Annotated in this window: 16 protein-coding genes; 2 read left to right on the plus strand and 14 right to left on the minus strand. The window is 40.3% G+C overall.

All coding sequences use genetic code 11. The annotated features are described in order from the left end of the window. Window positions 1–35 precede the first annotated feature (35 nt). From proX to nrdH, 7 genes are all read right to left on the minus strand, one after another. Entirely contained in the window at window positions 36–1,031 is a 996-nt protein-coding gene (gene proX, locus PR683_RS19210) for a glycine betaine/L-proline ABC transporter substrate-binding protein ProX (protein WP_109913278.1), read from the minus strand. A gap of 102 nt (window positions 1,032–1,133) precedes the next feature. Next, a complete protein-coding gene (gene proW, locus PR683_RS19215) occupies window positions 1,134–2,309 on the minus strand; it encodes a glycine betaine/L-proline ABC transporter permease ProW (RefSeq protein ID WP_164529095.1) in 1,176 nt (391 codons plus the stop codon). After that, the gene (proV, locus tag PR683_RS19220) at window positions 2,302–3,501 is read right to left on the minus strand and encodes a glycine betaine/L-proline ABC transporter ATP-binding protein ProV (protein ID WP_004908883.1); all 1,200 of its coding nucleotides are present in this window, start codon (window positions 3,499–3,501) and stop codon (window positions 2,302–2,304) included. The genes proW and proV overlap by 8 nt, the downstream gene beginning before the upstream one ends. Window positions 3,502–4,229: 728 nt before the next feature. After that, window positions 4,230–5,201, minus strand: coding sequence for a class 1b ribonucleoside-diphosphate reductase subunit beta (gene nrdF, locus PR683_RS19225; protein WP_004908884.1), 972 nt, complete (start codon window positions 5,199–5,201; stop codon window positions 4,230–4,232). A gap of 12 nt (window positions 5,202–5,213) precedes the next feature. Then, window positions 5,214–7,346 carry a class 1b ribonucleoside-diphosphate reductase subunit alpha gene (nrdE, locus tag PR683_RS19230; RefSeq protein ID WP_109913214.1) on the minus strand — a complete coding sequence of 711 codons (2,133 nt, stop codon included), beginning with the start codon at window positions 7,344–7,346 and terminating at the stop codon, window positions 5,214–5,216. A gap of 11 nt (window positions 7,347–7,357) precedes the next feature. Further along, window positions 7,358–7,771, minus strand: coding sequence for a class Ib ribonucleoside-diphosphate reductase assembly flavoprotein NrdI (nrdI, locus tag PR683_RS19235; protein ID WP_115167758.1), 414 nt, complete (start codon window positions 7,769–7,771; stop codon window positions 7,358–7,360). A gap of 8 nt (window positions 7,772–7,779) precedes the next feature. Continuing rightward, the gene (nrdH, locus tag PR683_RS19240; RefSeq protein ID WP_109913212.1) at window positions 7,780–8,007 is read right to left on the minus strand and encodes a glutaredoxin-like protein NrdH; all 228 of its coding nucleotides are present in this window, start codon (window positions 8,005–8,007) and stop codon (window positions 7,780–7,782) included. A 288-nt stretch (window positions 8,008–8,295) separates the two neighbouring features. Here nrdH and PR683_RS19245 point away from each other — a divergent pair, with 288 nt between their 5' ends. Both PR683_RS19245 and cspE read left to right on the plus strand, forming a co-directional pair. Next, the gene (locus PR683_RS19245; protein WP_004908893.1) at window positions 8,296–8,754 is read left to right on the plus strand and encodes a methylated-DNA--[protein]-cysteine S-methyltransferase; all 459 of its coding nucleotides are present in this window, start codon (window positions 8,296–8,298) and stop codon (window positions 8,752–8,754) included. Window positions 8,755–8,970: 216 nt separating this feature from the next. Further along, window positions 8,971–9,180, plus strand: a complete 210-nt coding sequence (cspE, locus tag PR683_RS19250; RefSeq protein WP_004257099.1) for a transcription antiterminator/RNA stability regulator CspE — start codon at window positions 8,971–8,973, stop codon at window positions 9,178–9,180. 133 nt (window positions 9,181–9,313) lie between these two features. Here the strand turns inward: cspE and lipA are convergent, their stop codons facing one another. The 7 genes from lipA to mrdA all read right to left on the minus strand — a co-directional run bounded on the left by lipA (window position 9,314) and on the right by mrdA (window position 17,178). Next, window positions 9,314–10,279, minus strand: a complete 966-nt coding sequence (lipA, locus tag PR683_RS19255; RefSeq protein ID WP_004908904.1) for a lipoyl synthase — start codon at window positions 10,277–10,279, stop codon at window positions 9,314–9,316. 123 nt (window positions 10,280–10,402) lie between these two features. Then, the gene (lipB, locus tag PR683_RS19260; protein ID WP_231136593.1) at window positions 10,403–10,966 is read right to left on the minus strand and encodes a lipoyl(octanoyl) transferase LipB; all 564 of its coding nucleotides are present in this window, start codon (window positions 10,964–10,966) and stop codon (window positions 10,403–10,405) included. A 391-nt stretch (window positions 10,967–11,357) separates the two neighbouring features. Then, entirely contained in the window at window positions 11,358–11,621 is a 264-nt protein-coding gene (gene ybeD, locus PR683_RS19265; RefSeq protein ID WP_004908910.1) for a DUF493 family protein YbeD, read from the minus strand. A 151-nt stretch (window positions 11,622–11,772) separates the two neighbouring features. Next, on the minus strand, window positions 11,773–12,984 hold the full coding sequence (dacA, locus tag PR683_RS19270; protein ID WP_109913210.1) for a D-alanyl-D-alanine carboxypeptidase DacA: 1,212 nt from the start codon (window positions 12,982–12,984) through the stop codon (window positions 11,773–11,775). 172 nt (window positions 12,985–13,156) lie between these two features. Then, complete coding sequence (gene rlpA, locus PR683_RS19275; RefSeq protein ID WP_004908915.1) at window positions 13,157–14,125, minus strand: endolytic peptidoglycan transglycosylase RlpA; 969 nt, start codon at window positions 14,123–14,125, stop codon at window positions 13,157–13,159. A gap of 13 nt (window positions 14,126–14,138) precedes the next feature. Further along, window positions 14,139–15,251 carry a peptidoglycan glycosyltransferase MrdB gene (mrdB, locus tag PR683_RS19280; protein ID WP_109913209.1) on the minus strand — a complete coding sequence of 371 codons (1,113 nt, stop codon included), beginning with the start codon at window positions 15,249–15,251 and terminating at the stop codon, window positions 14,139–14,141. A gap of 37 nt (window positions 15,252–15,288) precedes the next feature. Further along, window positions 15,289–17,178, minus strand: a complete 1,890-nt coding sequence (mrdA, locus tag PR683_RS19285; protein ID WP_004908921.1) for a peptidoglycan DD-transpeptidase MrdA — start codon at window positions 17,176–17,178, stop codon at window positions 15,289–15,291. Between the last annotated feature and the right edge of the window lie 14 nt (window positions 17,179–17,192).

Raw genomic sequence — 17,192 nt, forward strand, 5'->3', positions numbered from 1 at the left:
AGGGTGGCTGAGGTTATTAATCGGTTTGTTTATTTTTACTTAGCGGCTGCTTGCGCTTCCTTTACCCAACCATCAAAAGTGGATTGATGGGCTTTGATCCACGCATTTGTGTGGCGTTGAATATCCGATTGTGAGGCTTCACCGTTATGCATTCTTAAGTTCTGTGCATTGATATCGGCAATAGGTAGCTTCATCACTTCAAATAATTTTGCTGCTGCTGGGTTATCCGCAGCCCATTTTTTATTGGCGACGATATGCATGGTATTTGGTGGGAAACCATAATTTTTTCCGTTAGGTAATGTGGTGTCTGTTTTTTCACCATTTGGCATTGAAGAGAATGGCACTTCTAACCAAACTACATCACGACCCGGCTTGAGGACATCACTTATCCAATAAGGCGTCCACGTATAATATAAAATAGGCTTACCTTCTTTATATCGGGTAATGGTGTCAGCCATCATCGCCGCATAGTTACCTTGGTTATGGTCGACCGTTTTTTCTAGGTCATAGGCTTTTAAATGGTTATTGATGGCCGCTTCACAGCCCCAACCTGGGTTGCATCCCGTTAAATCCGCTTTACCATTGCCATTTGAATCAAAGAGCTTGGCAATTTTAGGATCTTTGAGTTGTTCAACATTGGTAATATTGTATTTTTCAGCCGTTTTTTTGTCGATGAGGTAGCCTTGAGCCGCATTAACAACATAATTCCCTTGACGATAGAATACATTATCGCCGCCAGCAGCGTCATATTGTGCGTTATGTAAAGGAACCCAGCTGGTGGCTAGGTAAGTCGCATCGCCGTTCGCAATGGATGCGTAAGCTACGTTATAGTCGACTTCTTTGATAGGCTGAACATCATAGCCAAGTTCTTCAAGGGCTTTCGCCACAATCAGTGTTTGGAATGTTTCTTCACTGATCGTGCTTTGCACTGGGTTAATTTTGATTCCTTTACCCGGCAGGTCGTTAGCACCGGCAAATGGAACGGCAAACATGGCTGTTAGTGCAGATGCAAGAATGATTTTATGTTTCATTATATTGTTCCCTCTGTTTTTTCGCAGCGAGCTTGGCTTTCATGCTAAGTGCCAAGTTAGGTGCCATATGAATGGCACTCAGGTGAATGGAGGATGTTTTGATTAATGGTTTTTTTTACAAAATGGGCGCATAACTAACCCAATAGGCCCTTTTTGGTACCAGCGGCATGATGTTTTGCCACGAGTATCTTGCCCTAAAGATTGGGTAAAACGGTCTAAGATGATAGCTAGAATAACAATACCGACCCCTCCGACAGATGCGAGCCCCATATCAAGTCGACCAATACCCCGTAAGACCATTTGGCCTAAGCCCCCAACAGCAATCATTGAAGCGATAACGACCATTGACAGTGCTAACATCAAGGTTTGGTTGACCCCAGCCATAATGGTTGGCATCGCTAATGGTAATTGCACTTTAAACAACATTTGGCGAGGGCTTGCACCAAATGATTCAGCGGCTTCAATTAAATCAGCTGGAACTTGTTTGATCCCTAAAATGGTCAAACGAATGATGGGCGGTAAAGCAAATATAATAGTGACGACAACACCAGGTACATTACCGATACCAAATAACATAACAATCGGGACTAAATAGACGAATGCTGGTGTGGTTTGCATCGCATCAAGTAATGGACGAATAACTTTAGCGGCTCTATCACTACGTGCCAGCCAAATACCCAGAGGCAATCCTATGACAATACAAAACAGCAAAGAAGTGAGAACCAGAGACAGAGTCACCATGGCTTCTGACCAAGCACCAATTGCTCCGATGGCTATCATCGAAACAAATGTGGCCACCCCCATCGCGCGTCCTGCTAATTGCCAAGCGAGTAATGCGAAAATGATAATGGCAACAGGGGACGGTAGTGAGGTGAGAAATTGTTCAAACCCACTTAGAATAAAATCAATGGGGGCACGAATCCCTTGGAATACAGGACGAAAGTTAAGTACTACCCAATCGATAGCATGCGCAACCCATGAATCAAGAGGGATCAGTGTGTGCTGGAAGGGATCCATAATATTAAACTGATCGGGGATGATGCTATCTGTTGGAGTGGCATCAAGCCAATCACTTGAACTGGTGTCAGCAGGTGTGGTTGTGTCTGATGCATTTCCCCAAGGATCATCCCCAGCGGTATTTATTTCGCTAGAGCTTGTTGCTGCCCATGGGGCATCCGCCGGTATATTCTCAGTACCTTGTGTTGGCGTATTCGTGGCTTCAGTATCCGCCCACGGGTCTTGTTGGGTATTCGTTGCTTCTTGATTCTGCTTACTCATTTGGTGTCTCCTTATCCAGCGCCTGTAACAGCATTCCTTTTGAAATTACGCCCAAATAGCGGTTTTTTTCGTTAATAACCGGAACAGCACAAGGGGCTTGTGCCACGGTAGAAATAACTTCATTTAAGGATGTATCACCTTGAATTGGCTCGATATCAGTTAATATTGCAGCTTCAATACCAGCTTTTTCATGGAGTGCTTTTTCTAAGGATTCAACAGAAACCACACCGGCAAAGGTATGTCCTCGAGAAATTAAATAACCGTGATAGCGGTCTTCATCGTTGAGGACTTTTAGCGCTGAACGAGGGCCAAAACCCGGTGCGATATGCAATAGTGCATTAGGCCGTCTGCGTGCAATGTCCTTAGCACTGAATACTTGGCTGATATCTACACCGCGGAAGAAGGTCTTAACATAGTCATTTGCTGGATTATTGAGAATTTCATCAGGTGTGCCGACTTGAACGACAACGCCTCCTTGCATAATGGCAATACGGTCGCCAATTCTCATAGCTTCATCAAGATCATGAGAAATAAAGACAATCGTGCGTTGTTTATCCCCTTGTAAGGATAGCAATTCATCTTGCATTTCAGTACGAATGAGTGGGTCGAGAGCGGAGAACGCTTCGTCCATTAACAGAATATCAGGGTCATTAGCTAGCGCTCTGGCTAACCCGATACGTTGACGCATCCCACCAGAGAGCTCATCTGGGTATGAATTAGCCCATTTTTCAAGATTAACTTGCTCAAGCGCACTCATGGCTTTCTTATGGCGTTCTTCTTTTGGAATGCCAGAAAGTTCCATACCAAAAGCAGTGTTATCGATCACGTTCATATGTGGCATCAGCGCAAAGGATTGAAACACCATACTAATTTTTGTTCGCCTAACTTCGCGCAGTGCTTTGTCTGAAATATTGGAAATATCCTCTCCATCTATCATGACTTGCCCGCTGGTCGGTTCGATCAGGCGATTGAGGAGGCGCACCAAGGTCGATTTTCCTGAGCCAGAAAGTCCCATGACAACAAAGATTTCGCCTTCTTCAATCGTCAGATTAACATCTTGAACACCTACGGTAAGGCCTGTTTTTTCAAAGATATCATCTTTATTCATACCTGACTCTAATAGCTTAAATGCTTGATCAGGATTGTCCCCAAATATTTTATATAAATTTTTAACTTGTAATTTTATTGCCATATATTATTTACCCAATTTTCAATCAACAAGGAAGACAAATTACCTATATTGAAAGTGATGAATTCTATAGTGATAGTTAACATTATGTTTCCTATCTATGATTATCCTTTGAAAATTATTAGGGCAGAGATTCCTATATTCGGTTTAATGGGTTAGTTAATTATGGATTAAATTCAAATTTCTCCATTTGAGTTATTAGTAAAATTTGCAAGCAATAAACCCTAGCATAATAAAATCAGCTGACAACCCTAGGTTAAGTATAATTAATCAAAAATAATAGAGATGAAATGTGATGCGATTAATGTAAATAAAAACGATGTTAAGTTATATGATGATAGCTTTTATAGTTTCTATATTAAAGTTAACTTACTGTTGGGATTGAATTTAATTGAAAATAATTCACACTAATTTAATCAATATGCGAGTTGCCGATTTTATTCGATTTTTATGTGGAATAAATGCTTGGTTGATAGATGAAAAAATAGAAATTAATATCAAATTCATTAAATAAATTTATGTAAAATAAGGTGATAATTGATTGAATTAAAAATAATTGCCAGATTAACTCATTAAAAATGAGCAATTAAACAGATATACATATAAAAAACGAATTAATTCGGCTGTTTTTTGAGCGAAAAAATACCATGACAAATAAAATTATTATAATTCATCATGGTATGGATTTGGTTGTGAGTGATTCTTATTGATAAATTAAATTAACAGTTCAATTAGAAGTTCCAGTCATCATCTTCGGTACTGACTGCTTTACCAATAATATAAGATGAACCGGAGCCCGAAAAGAAATCATGATTTTCATTTGCATCAGGAGATAAAGCCGATAATATCGCTGCACTTACATCGGTGACGGTATCAGGAAATAAGGCTTCATAACCTAAATTCATTAATGCTTTATTGGCATTGTAATGAAGGAATTTTTTGACATCTTCCGACCAACCTACTGTGTCATAAAGTTCTTGTGTATATTTCACTTCATTTTCATATAAATCGAATAATAATGAAAAAGCAAAATCCTTAATTTCTTTCTGAGTATTCTCATCATATTGGGATAATGACTTTTGAAATTTATAGCCAATATAATAGCCGTGTATGGCTTCATCTCGAATAATTAAACGTATAAGATCTGCGGTATTGGTTAGCTTTCCTCTACTTGACCAATACATTGGTAAATAGAAACCCGAATAAAACAAAAATGATTCTAAAAAGACACTTGCGATCTTTTTCTTTAAAGGGTGTGAATCACAATAGTAAGATAGGATGATCTTAGCTTTATTCTGTAATGCAATATTTTCTTCACTCCAGCGGTATGCATCATCAACATCAATCGTTGAACAGAGAGTTGAAAATATTGAGCTATAAGAGCGCGCATGTACTGCTTCCATAAAGCTAATGTTCGATAAAACGGCTTCTTCGTGAGGTGTTTGTGCATCTGGCATTAAGCAAGGCGCACCCACTGTATTTTGAATCGTATCTAGCAGGGTAAGGCCAGTAAATACACGTATTGTTAGCTGTTTTTCTGCAGCAGTTAAAGTATTCCAAGAAGGAATATCATTAGATAATGGCACTTTTTCGGGAAGCCAAAAATTACTTGTTAATCGGTTCCATACTTCTAAGTCTTTATCATCCTGAATACGGTTCCAGTTAATGGCTTTTACTGGTGTGCTAGATGTGCTGGTGGTCATAATATTTTCCTATTACAAAGTGCAAGATACGCAGCCTTCGACTTCAGTTCCTTCGAGGGCAGTTTGGCGTAATCGGATGTAATACAATGTCTTGATTCCTTTTCGCCAAGCATATATTTGCGCTCGGTTAATATCTCGCGTGGTGGCATCATCTTTAAAAAATAGAGTCAAAGATAAACCTTGGTCAACGTGCTGAGTTGCCATGGCATAAGTATCAATAATTTTTTCAGGCCCGATTTGGTAAGCATCTTGGTAATATTCCAAGTTCTCATTCGTCATGAAAGGCGCAGGGTAGTAGACACGACCAATCTTACCTTCTTTACGAATTTCAATTCGTGAAACAATGGGGTGAATGCTTGATGTTGAATTATTGATATAAGAGATAGACCCTGTCGGAGGTATCGCTTGCAAGTTTTGGTTATAAATTCCATAGGTAATAACAGACTGTTTTAAGGCTTGCCAGTCTTCACGAGTTGGAATTTCGATACCCGAACGTCGGAATAATTCCTGAACGGCTTGTGTTTTTGGCAGCCAAATATTGTTGATATATTTATCAAAATAATCACCAGAGGCATAAGTTGAATGTTCAAAACCAACAAATGCAGTTTTTCTTTCAATAGCTAATTGATTGGATGTTTTTAATGCGTAATAGGTGACGGCATAAAAATAGATATTGGTGAAATCGAGCGCTTCTTCTGAACCATAATAGATATGTTCTCTTGCCAAGTAGCCATGTAAATTCATTTGCCCTAACCCAATCGCATGTGATTGTCGGTTACCTTCGGCAATGGAAGGGACAGAACGAATGTTACTCATATCTGAAACCGCACTCAGTGCTCTAACGGCAGCCGCTATTGATTGAGCGAAATTCGGTGAATCCATCGTTTTAGCAATATTCATGGAGCCTAAATTACAGCTAATATCTTTACCAATTTGTTGATAGCTTAAATCGTCTTCATAAACACTAGGGCGATTAACCTGCAGTATTTCTGAGCACAGATTGCTCATATTAATGCGCCCTGCGATAGGGTTGGCTCGATTCGCGGTATCTTCAAATAAAATATACGGATATCCTGATTCAAACTGGATTTCAGCTAAAGTTTGGAAAAATTCCCGAGCATTAATTTTGTATTTTTTTATCGCTTTGTTATTGACCATTTCATGGTATTTGTCTGTCACACTGATTTCAGACATAGGGACACCATAGGTGCGTTCAACATCATATGGTGAAAACAAATACATGTCCTGGTTATCTTTCGCTAGCTGGAAAGTGATATCAGGAATAACTACCCCTAAAGACAGTGTTTTAATCCGTATTTTTTCATCTGCATTTTCACGCTTCGTATCAAGAAAACGCATGATATCAGGGTGGTGAGCGTGCAAATAAACGGCACCGGCACCTTGCCTTGCGCCTAATTGGTTGGCATAAGAAAAAGCATCTTCTAACATTTTCATAACAGGAACAACGCCAGAAGATTGATTTTCAATTAGTTTTATTGGGGCACCTTGCTCTCGTAAATTGGTCATTAAAAAGGCAACACCGCCCCCGCGTTTGGATAACTGCAAAGCAGAATTGACTGAGCGACCAATGGATTCCATGTTGTCTTCAATTCTTAAAAGAAAACAAGAGATTAACTCACCACGTTGTTTTTTACCGCAGTTAAGGAAGGTGGGAGTTGCAGGTTGAAAACGACCTGTAATAATTTCATCGACATACAACTTAGCAAGGGATTCATCCCCTTGAGCAAGGGTTAAAGCAACCATACAGACGCGATCTTCATAGCGTTCGAGGTAGCGTTTACCATCAAAGGTTTTCAGCGTATAGCTAGTATAATATTTAAAGGCACCGAGAAACGTTTGAAAACGAAATTTGTGTGCGTATGCCTGTTTAAACAGTGCTTTGATAAATTCAAAGTTATATTGTTCTAATACACTGTTTTCGTAATAGTTTTCTTGTACTAAAAAGTCTAACTTTTCTTTTAAATCATGGAAAAATACGGTGTTTTGGTTCACATGCTGTCGAAAATAGTGATGAGCCGCTTCTTTGTCTTTATCAAATTGAATACGGCCTTCGTTATCATATAAATTCAACATCGCATTGAGCGCATGATAATCCACATCTGATATATTTTGCATTTTATCCATTTGGAATAACTCTAGTTGTTTGTACGTTGCCAAAACGTTTTTAGGCCTCGTTGAACGGATTGAACATCTTTATCAGTACCAAGAAGTTCAAACCGATATAGGTAGGGAATATGGCATTTTTGCGCGATGATATTTCCAGCTATCGCATAGGCATCACCAAAATTGGTATTACCCGCAGCAATAACACCACGGATAAATGCGCGATTGCCTTCAATATTAAGAAATTGAATCACTTCTTTTGGAACAGCCCCTTTTGTACCACCACCACCATAGGTTGGTAGTAATAAAACATAAGGTCTTGTCGCAATTAGGCTACTTTCGTGGTTGCCAATAGGTAACCGTGTTGCAGGGATACCGAGCTTTTCAATAAAGCGATGGCAATTTTCTGAGCGACTTGAAAAATAGATGAGTGATTCCGTTTCCATGACATCACCTAAGCGGCTAATAGGCTAATCATGTCAGGTCGAAAACCGGCCCAATGTTTGTCACCTGCAATAACAACAGGGACTTGTTGATAACCTAATTTTTTTACGAGTTCAAGGGCTTGGTTATCTTCAGTAAGGTCAATAATTTGGTAGGAAATAGATTTGCGATCTAAGGCTTGATAAGTAGCATTACACTGAACGCAGTTAGGTTTACTATAAATGGTAATCTCAGTCATGTTATTTACCTTTTGAATGTTTATTCGCATTAAAAATAAGGCATGTGATACATAAATACTATATATGGATTTTAAATTTATCAACCATACAATATGTAGTGAATATGAAATATTGAATGATAATCATTCTAATTGTTGGCTAGGTGGTTATTAACATTGAAAATAAAAAAATATCGTATTAGATGATTCAGATAGACACTCTAAGAAAAAAGATCATTGCAAAGTGGAAATAATTTACTCTATAACTGTATATACAATCAGGTAATTGAGTCCTTTTGAGGAGATACTATGTACCATCAATATTTAGCGACACCGGATAAATTTCCTAAACCGTGGGTCCATATTACGGCTGATGACAACGGAATAACGAGCCTTTATTTTGTTGATGAAAAAACAGAAAAAGAAACGAAGAATGAGCATTCGAAGCTTTGTGTGAAAGAACTAAAGGAATATTTTAATCACAAAAGAACCGTTTTTACGGTGGCATTAAATCCACAAGGTACAGAATTTCAGAAAAAAGTCTGGAAACATCTTTGTGGGATACCTTATGGGGAACGCTGGAGCTATAAAGATTTGGCTTTAAAGTTAGGCTCAGCTAATTATTGTCGCGCAGTCGGCATGGCAAACTCACGTAATCCAATCTCATTAATTGTTCCTTGTCATCGTGTACTTGGACATGATGGGAAATTAGTGGGGTATACAGGGGGCTTAGATATCAAAGACTGGCTACTTTTACATGAGAAGTAAAAACTAAATAATTAGCTATAGATAATACTATTGGTTGTGATAATTGCTATTGATAAGAATTATTGTCGAAATCAGAACCTATTCTATCGATAAATAATATTTTTTTATCTTTTTAGTCCATTTTCGTGATCTAGGTTGTAGACAAGTAACTGAGAAATCTGATGTACTGAGCTTGATACAGATGGTGTGTCTATTTTATTTTAAAGGTAATATTTGATGTCTAAAGTTAAAGGTAACGTTAAGTGGTTCAACGAATCTAAAGGTTTTGGTTTTATCACTCCAGAAGATGGTAGCAAAGATGTATTTGTTCACTTTTCTGCGATTATGGGCGATGGTTTCAAAACCTTAGCTGAAGGCCAAAAAGTGGAATTTGAAATTACTGAAGGTGCTAAAGGCCCATCTGCTGCTAACGTTATTCCTCTGTAATTTTTATAATTAAGATTAAAACGAACAGCTGAAAACTCGCGCTAGTTATCTAGGGCGAGTTTTTTTATCTATTGCAATAAAAAATGCCTGATGAAAATCAGGCATTTTTTGTTTATACGTAAAATAGTGGAGGCTATTTAACTTCCTCACCTTTAGCTTGTAAATCAGCATGGTAAGAAGAGCGAACGAATGGGCCGCAAGCTGCGTGAGTGAAGCCCATTGCCATGGCTTCTTCTTTCATCTCATCGAACTCCGCAGGGCTGACATAGCGTTTGACGGGTAAGTGATGACGGCTTGGTTGTAAGTATTGGCCTAGTGTAAGCATCGTTACGCCATGGCGACGTAAGTCGCGCATAACCTCGATAATTTCTTCATTGGTTTCACCAAGACCAACCATTAACCCTGATTTAGTTGGGATATCGGGATGGGCTTCTTTAAATTTTTCGAGCAATTTTAAAGACCATTCATAATTAGCACCAGGGCGAACTTGACGGTAAACACGTGGTACATTTTCAAGGTTATGGTTAAACACATCAGGTGGTGTTGCGGTTAAAATTTCTAATGCGCGATCCATACGGCCACGGAAATCAGGAACTAGTGTTTCAATTTTAATCGATGGGCTTTTTTCACGAATAGCGCTAATGCAATCAGCAAAGTGCTGTGCTCCGCCATCACGTAGATCATCTCGGTCAACTGACGTAATAACGACATAGCGTAATGCCATATCTTTAATGGTTTGCGCTAATTTTTCAGGCTCGTTGGCATCCGGTGCATTTGGACGACCATGAGCAACATCACAGAATGGGCAGCGGCGGGTACAGATAGCGCCTAAAATCATAAAGGTCGCAGTACCATGGTTAAAGCACTCAGAGAGATTAGGGCATGAAGCTTCTTCACAAACAGAATGCAGCCCATTTTTGCGCATGGCTGCTTTAATGCCTTGAATACGAGTGGAGTCAGCAGGAAGCCTAATTTTCATCCAGTCAGGTTTACGTAGAATTTCTTCTCGTTCAGTCACAACGTTTTTGACAGGGATCAGCGCCATTTTGTCGGCGTCACGATATTTAATTCCGCGTTCTATCTGAATTGGTTTACTCATAATATGACGGTTCCAGTTATCTTTTATGCTGATGGATAAGTGATAATTCTAAATAAAACCAAATGAAGGCTGTTATCCATTCATTAAAATATTTTTTAAAAATGTTAAAAAATTATAGCATTATTATTGAACAATATGAAATCCCAGTGTGTCACAGAATTGACGAATTAGCACAGGTTGAACATCAGATAATGACACATTGGGAGCAAGATCACTAACCTGAGTCATCTTTAATTCACTGTAACCACAAGGGTTTATGCGATTAAAGGGTTCAAGATCCATACTAATGTTCAAAGCGAGACCATGAAAAGAGCAGCCTTGCCTTATGCGTAATCCAAGAGAACAAATTTTGTCGCCATTCACATAGACACCGGGAGCATCAGGGCGAGGATACGCTGCTATATTAAAGTGGGCAAGGGTATTCACGACGGTATTTTCCAGTGCGGTGACGAGTTCTCTAACACCAATTTTGTTGCGCTTTAAGTTGAGCATCACGTACATCACTTGCTGTCCTGGCCCATGATAGGTGACTTGACCACCTCTATCACTTTGTATAACAGGGATATCACCGGGGGCTAGTACATGCTCTGCTTTCCCTGCTTGACCTTGAGTAAATACGCGAGGGTGTTCAACTAGCCATACTTCATCACACGTATTTTCAGTGCGCTCTTCAGTAAATTGATGCATCGCATCGGATACTTGCTGGTACGGCGCAAGGCCTAATTGACGGATAATTATCGTTCGTTCTGACAATGTTTTAACATCCACCTGAAAAAATTGAGTACTTAGTATAACGCTGGTAGGGGGGGAGTGCTAGTTTTGTCATGTTATGAATATGTTAACGCGATTTTTTTGAGTGAAATATGAAAAAGGTAAAAATTTGGGGACGTTTATATTTTTAGGTTTGGGAATTGATATGAAAAGTTATTTCTCATTAGGCATTTTGATGAAAAACTTATTTTATTTGTACTATCAGCAAGAAAAAATAATTATAAGGCTCTGTAGTGCAGAATAAATAAAAAACTACACCTTAATCGGTTATGGTTAACCTTTGGGATGTAGTTTATTTTTACAGAAATTAAAGTACAACTTTAACTAATTCTAATGCACCTAATTCGCTATACAAAGTTTCCACTTGTTCAATATGGGTGGCATTGATAGTTATAGAAACGGAGTGATAATTCCCCTTGCTGCTCGGTTTTACGTCTGGAGAGTAATCCCCCGGAGCATGACGTTGTATCACTTCAATCACTTGATCAACCAATTCAGGCTGTGCCAAACCCATGACTTTGTAAGTTAATGGGCATGGGAACTCAAGCAGTTCACCTAATTTCGTTTTCATGGGCACTCCTAATTTTTAAATTGGGCTGCTGGCTGAAAAAGATTGGCTGGTATTAAACCAGCCAATGAGATGTATTCATCCAACAAACATTTCGATACTTACTCTATTTCGATATTTACTATATGGGGATGACTTATTTTAGTTTCAAGTCTTAACCAAACCAACGGTGGAAGAGTAATTTAATATAGTCAATTAACCGACTGAAAAAGCCACCTTCTTCAACATCTTTTAATACTGCTAAAGGGTGCTGTTCGATAATTTTACCATCAAGTTGGAAGCTAATAGTACCGACTTGCTGCCCTTTGGTTAATGGGGCTTCTAGCTCAGTTGTAGATAGCTCATAACTGGCTTTTAAATCTTTTAAGCGACCTCGTGGGATGGTGAGGTATAAATCTTCAGTGACACCTAATTTTACTTCATTTTCATCACCAAACCAGACTGGCACACTGGCAAAATCCACATTGGCTTGTAATGGTTTAACGGTTTCATAAAAGCGGAAACCGTAAGTGAGTAACTTTTTACTTTCGGCATCACGGCCTTTGCTGCTTTTACCTCCCATAACAACGGAGATCAGGCGCATATCACCATCGGTTGCGGAGGCGACAAGGTTATAGCCAGCGGCATTAGTATGGCCTGTTTTGATGCCATCAACAGCAAGGCTCTTATCCCACAATAGGCCATTACGGTTTGTTTGGCGGATATTGTTAAAGGTAAATTCTTTTTCTTTATAGATTGCGTACTCATCAGGCACATCACGTACGAGTGCTTGCCCAATAAGTGCCATATCACGGGCTGAGCTGTATTGGCCTTCGGCATCTAAACCATGAACGGTTTGGAAATGGGTATTTTTTAGCCCTAATTTGTTTACATAGCCATTCATTAATTGAACAAAGTTGGCTTGGTCACCCGCAATGTAGTCGGCCATAGCAACACAAGCGTCGTTACCTGATTGCAAGTTAATACCACGAGTTAATTGAGATACGCTAACGCGGTCGCCAGGTTTTAAGAACATCAATGATGAGCCTTTAAACACCGGGTTACCGGTAGCCCACGCATCATTTCCGACCGTGACGATATCATTTTCACCAATTTTACCTGACTTAATTGCTTGACCAATAACATAACTGGTCATCATTTTTGTCAAACTCGCAGGATCGCGGCGTTGGTCGGCATTACTTTCAGCGAGAACTTTCCCTGAATTATAATCAATTAAGATATAAGCTTCTGCATCAATAGCAGGTGCTGCAGGAATTGATGTATTCGGGAAGGTTTCATTAGCATTCGCAATATTAGCAGTCATAAGAAGGAGTGCGGAGCCCAGCACAGTATGACGCACGATGCGTGATGGAGCGACATTATTCATGGTTTTACCATTACATCCGAAATTCGGTTAACACAAGGAGGCGCAGTTTAGCAAAAGAATGGGATAAGAAAAAAGCCACTTTTGCACTGTACCAATGATTTTTTTGTCAGTTTAACATTGCCTAACTTTAGGTTGCATCAAATGTAATGGAGCAACCTAAAGCTACGTTGTACTAAGGCGCAACGACCATTGACGATTGATTTTTTTCAGACTGTAAACGGCCTTGAACCTCAACGGCTTGTTGCCTTGTACTAAATGGTCCTAACTGTACTCGGTAAATGCCATTATAGGGTTGTAACCGCCCAGGAACATTAAACTGTGTTTTCAATTCATTCAGCATATTTTGTGCATTGGTTTGGCTACTAATGGCGCCTGCTTGAACGAGAAAACCACGCTCAGGAACCACTTCTTCCGTTGTTGTTGGTGGTGGCGTTGGTGTTTGTAAGCTCATGTCAGGCATCGTAGGCTGCATCGGCTCTTTTGGTTGCTGAACGGGCAATGTATTTTCTGGCGTTGGCAAGTTCTCCATCACAGGGGTACCCATTGGGCCAGAACCTAATTGCGGGCGCCCCGGCAATGCATAGCTTTGTTTCACAAAATTAGAGCCAACGGTTCCAGTTCCTGACAAGGTGCCGTCTTGAGCGACTTGAATGGCATCAATTTTAATTTTTGTCGTTGGCATTAAATTCAGGCGGTCAGCGGTTGCACGTGACACCGCAATACTTTTTCCTGGCGTATAAGGCCCACGATCATTAACACGCACGACCATCATCCGGCCATTCATCATGTTGGTGATGCGGACATAGCTAGGGATCGGTAACGTTGGGTGAGCTGCAGTTAATTCCACTGGATTAACACGTTCACCAATCGCAGTCATATTTCCTGCAGACTCCGCACCATAAATAGACGCATAACCCACTTGGCTAAATTGTGACGGGTCGCGTACGATTTGGTACTGTTGACCATTACGTGAGTAATCATTATTGGCAGTTGGATGATACGGCTCATAATGAGGCTCTGCACCTAATACATCTTGAGTGGGTACATTGGTTGGCACTTGGGCTGGTTGTTTAACTTCGTCTGTCACACAGCCACTAAGTAGCGCGGCGGTGACGCCAAGCATTATCCATTGTAAACGCATACTAAGCCTCATTTTATAAACTTTTGGAAAGGAATTTTCGGTGTGTATGTATCGACATGATAATACCGAATCCAGCCATTAAAACAATCAAAGCGGAGCCCCCGTAGCTCACTAAAGGGAGGGGAACACCAACCACTGGTAATATACCACTGACCATACCGATATTCACAAATACATAGACAAAAAGGATTAAGATCAAACCACCAACCATAACCCGACCAAAAGTATTTTGTGCGCTAGCAGCAATATAAAGCCCACGAATAATCAATAAAAGGTATAAACCAAGTAAAATAAGCACACCGACTAAGCCAAGTTCTTCTGCTAACACGGCAAAAATAAAGTCGGTATGTCTTTCCGGTAAAAATTCAAGTTGTGATTGTGTGCCATGTAGCCAACCTTTACCCATTAATCCACCAGAACCAATCGCAATTTTTGATTGGATAATATGGTAACCAGCGCCTAGTGGGTCAGTTTCTGGGTCTAATAACATCATGACACGGGCTCTTTGATAACCATGCATTAAAAAGAACCACAGTAGTGGAATAAAGGCGGCGAGCGCAATGGCGGCAACTGCAATAAGCCGCCAACTCATTCCGGCAAGGAACAAAACGAATAGGCCTGAAGCTGCAACTAAAATCGAGGTACCAAGGTCAGGCTGTGCAGCCACTAATAATGTTGGTACAAAAATCAATACGAGTGCAATTAATGTATTTTTGAATGAAGGAGGGCATAGGTCTCGGTTCATGAAACGAGCGACCATTAAAGGGACGGCAATTTTTGCAATTTCAGAGGGTTGGAACCGAATAAAACCCAAGTCTAACCAGCGCTGTGCCCCTTTACTTATCTGCCCAAAAACATCAACAAAAATCAGTAAAATAACGCAGAAGATAAACAGGTGAGGCGCCCAATTTTCATACATTCTAGGGGGGATCTGCGCCATTACTATCATAACGACGAAGCCTGTCGCTATCTGCCCTAATTTACGCTCCATCATTTCAGGATCTTGGCCGCTAGCACTCCACATAATAAATGCGCTGTATGCAAGCAACGCGATAATAATTAGCAGCATAGGCACATCTATATGCAGACGTGTGGATAACGAAATTTTTTTCTTATCGTCTGTCATATTCTTTATAGCTCATTGTTATTATTAGGATTATGCATCAGCGGTCTTCTCCTGCATTAGTTGCTGACACCGCGACTTCAGTACGGTTATCACCAAGAAGAACGTGGTCAAATATTTGCCGCACAATGTCACCGACTGCTGGGCCCGCGCCCCCGTTTTCCAGAATAATTGCAACGGCAATCGTGGGTTTATCATACGGAGCATAAGCAATCATCAATTTGTGGTCGCGTAGGTGCTCAGCAAGTTTACTGGCATTATAGGTTTCATAGCTGAAGACCTGCGCAGTACCTGATTTTGCTGCCGCTTTATAAGGGGTACCAATGAAACTACGGCGTCCAGTACCATTCGGTGCATTAGCGACACCGTACATTCCATGCTTCGCTAGCTCCCAAAAACCGGAATTGATATCGCCAATTTGTTTGGTTTCTTTGTCTTCATAAGGCACCATGGCATTACCCAATTTTGTGCCGTAAAGCAAATGTGGGGTTTTAACTTGGCCATCATTGATTAATGTCATTAATGCTTTTGACATTTGAATTGGTGTTGCTGTCCAATAGCCTTGCCCAATCCCAACTGGAATGGTATCGCCTTGATACCAAGGCTTTTTATAGCGTTTTTGTTTCCATTCACGGGTTGGCATGATACCAGAACGTTCTTCTGCAAGGTCAATTCCGGTATAATCACCAAAACCAAAACGACCCATCCACTCAGAAATACGATCAATCCCCATATCATAAGCCACTTGATAGAAGAAAGTATCCGCTGATTCAATGATTGACTTTGAAACATTCAGCTTGCCGTGCCCCCAGCGCTTCCAGTCACGGTAACGTTTTTCGGAGCCCGGCAATTGCCACCAACCAGGGTCAAAAATGGTCGTATTCGGTGTGATGACCTTTTCACTTAATGCCGCAACAGAAATAAAGGGTTTTACTGTCGATGCAGGGGGATATAACCCTTGAGTTGTTCGGTTAATCAGCGGTCTGTCAGGATTATTTAATAACGCTTGATAATCTTTATTTGAGATGCCGTTTACAAACAAGTTAGAGTCATAACTTGGATTAGATACCAGAGCCAAAATTTCGCCATTACGTGGGTCAGTGACCACTACGGCTGCACGGCTGGTGGTTAACAGTTTTTCGATATAAATTTGTAATTCAAGGTCAATAGTGAGGTAGATATCTCGACCTGCTTGCGGTGGTTGCTCATGCAATTGTCGAATAACGCGACCGCGGCTATTCACTTCCACTTCTTCATAGCCGGTTTTACCGTGTAAGACATCTTCATAATAACGCTCAATACCTAATTTACCGATATCATGACTAGCAGCATAATTAGGTAATAAACCTTCTTTATCAAGACGTTCAACATCTTTGTCATTGATTTTTGCCACATAACCAATCACATGGGTTAATGCTGAACCATATGGGTAAGAGCGTCGTTGGTAACTTTTGACTTCTAAACCGGGAAAACGGTACTGATTAACGGCAAAACGAGCAACTTGAACTTCGTTGAGCTGGGTTTTCAATGCAATAGAGGTAAACCGACGTGAGCGCTTACGCTCTTTTTCAAAATTAGTAATGTCTTCGTCAGTTAAATCTACTACATTACGAAGGTTATCTAAGGTTTCTTGCAGATTACTGACTTTTTCCGGCACGATTTCTAGCTGGTAAAACGTGCTATTAAGGGCGAGTTGAGTCCCTCTGCGGTCATAAATAATCCCACGGCTTGGTGCAATAGGCACCAATTTGATTCGGTTATCATTTGACCGTGTTTGGTAATCTTCGTGGCGGACAATTTGTAAGTGATACAAATTGGTCACAAGAATAGACGTTAAAATGACAATCACACCGAAAGCGATAAGCGCTCGGCGGATAAATAAAACTGATTCAGCGGTATGGTCGCGAAAAGGGGTGCGTTGTGTTTTCATCCCATTGCCATTTT

Source organism: Providencia sp. PROV269 (assembly GCF_028477785.1).
In the GTDB taxonomy this organism is placed as follows: Bacteria; Pseudomonadota; Gammaproteobacteria; order Enterobacterales; family Enterobacteriaceae; genus Providencia; species Providencia rettgeri.

Excerpts from the sequence above, each read along its gene's own strand:
- lipB (WP_231136593.1), bottom strand. The coding sequence starts at position 10,966 with ATGCATCAATTTACTGAAGAGCGCACTGAAAATACGTGTGATGAAGTA.
- PR683_RS19245 (WP_004908893.1), top strand. The coding sequence starts at position 8,296 with ATGTACCATCAATATTTAGCGACACCGGATAAATTTCCTAAACCGTGG.
- nrdE (WP_109913214.1), bottom strand. The coding sequence starts at position 7,346 with ATGGATAAAATGCAAAATATATCAGATGTGGATTATCATGCGCTCAAT.
- cspE (WP_004257099.1), top strand. The coding sequence starts at position 8,971 with ATGTCTAAAGTTAAAGGTAACGTTAAGTGGTTCAACGAATCTAAAGGT.
- dacA (WP_109913210.1), bottom strand. The coding sequence starts at position 12,984 with ATGAATAATGTCGCTCCATCACGCATCGTGCGTCATACTGTGCTGGGC.
- mrdA (WP_004908921.1), bottom strand. The coding sequence starts at position 17,178 with ATGAAAACACAACGCACCCCTTTTCGCGACCATACCGCTGAATCAGTT.
- nrdI (WP_115167758.1), bottom strand. The coding sequence starts at position 7,771 with ATGGAAACGGAATCACTCATCTATTTTTCAAGTCGCTCAGAAAATTGC.
- mrdB (WP_109913209.1), bottom strand. The coding sequence starts at position 15,251 with ATGACAGACGATAAGAAAAAAATTTCGTTATCCACACGTCTGCATATA.
- lipA (WP_004908904.1), bottom strand. The coding sequence starts at position 10,279 with ATGAGTAAACCAATTCAGATAGAACGCGGAATTAAATATCGTGACGCC.
- nrdH (WP_109913212.1), bottom strand. The coding sequence starts at position 8,007 with ATGACTGAGATTACCATTTATAGTAAACCTAACTGCGTTCAGTGTAAT.
- proW (WP_164529095.1), bottom strand. The coding sequence starts at position 2,309 with ATGAGTAAGCAGAATCAAGAAGCAACGAATACCCAACAAGACCCGTGG.
- ybeD (WP_004908910.1), bottom strand. The coding sequence starts at position 11,621 with ATGAAAACGAAATTAGGTGAACTGCTTGAGTTCCCATGCCCATTAACT.
- nrdF (WP_004908884.1), bottom strand. The coding sequence starts at position 5,201 with ATGACCACCAGCACATCTAGCACACCAGTAAAAGCCATTAACTGGAAC.
- rlpA (WP_004908915.1), bottom strand. The coding sequence starts at position 14,125 with ATGCGTTTACAATGGATAATGCTTGGCGTCACCGCCGCGCTACTTAGT.
- proV (WP_004908883.1), bottom strand. The coding sequence starts at position 3,501 with ATGGCAATAAAATTACAAGTTAAAAATTTATATAAAATATTTGGGGAC.
- proX (WP_109913278.1), bottom strand. The coding sequence starts at position 1,031 with ATGAAACATAAAATCATTCTTGCATCTGCACTAACAGCCATGTTTGCC.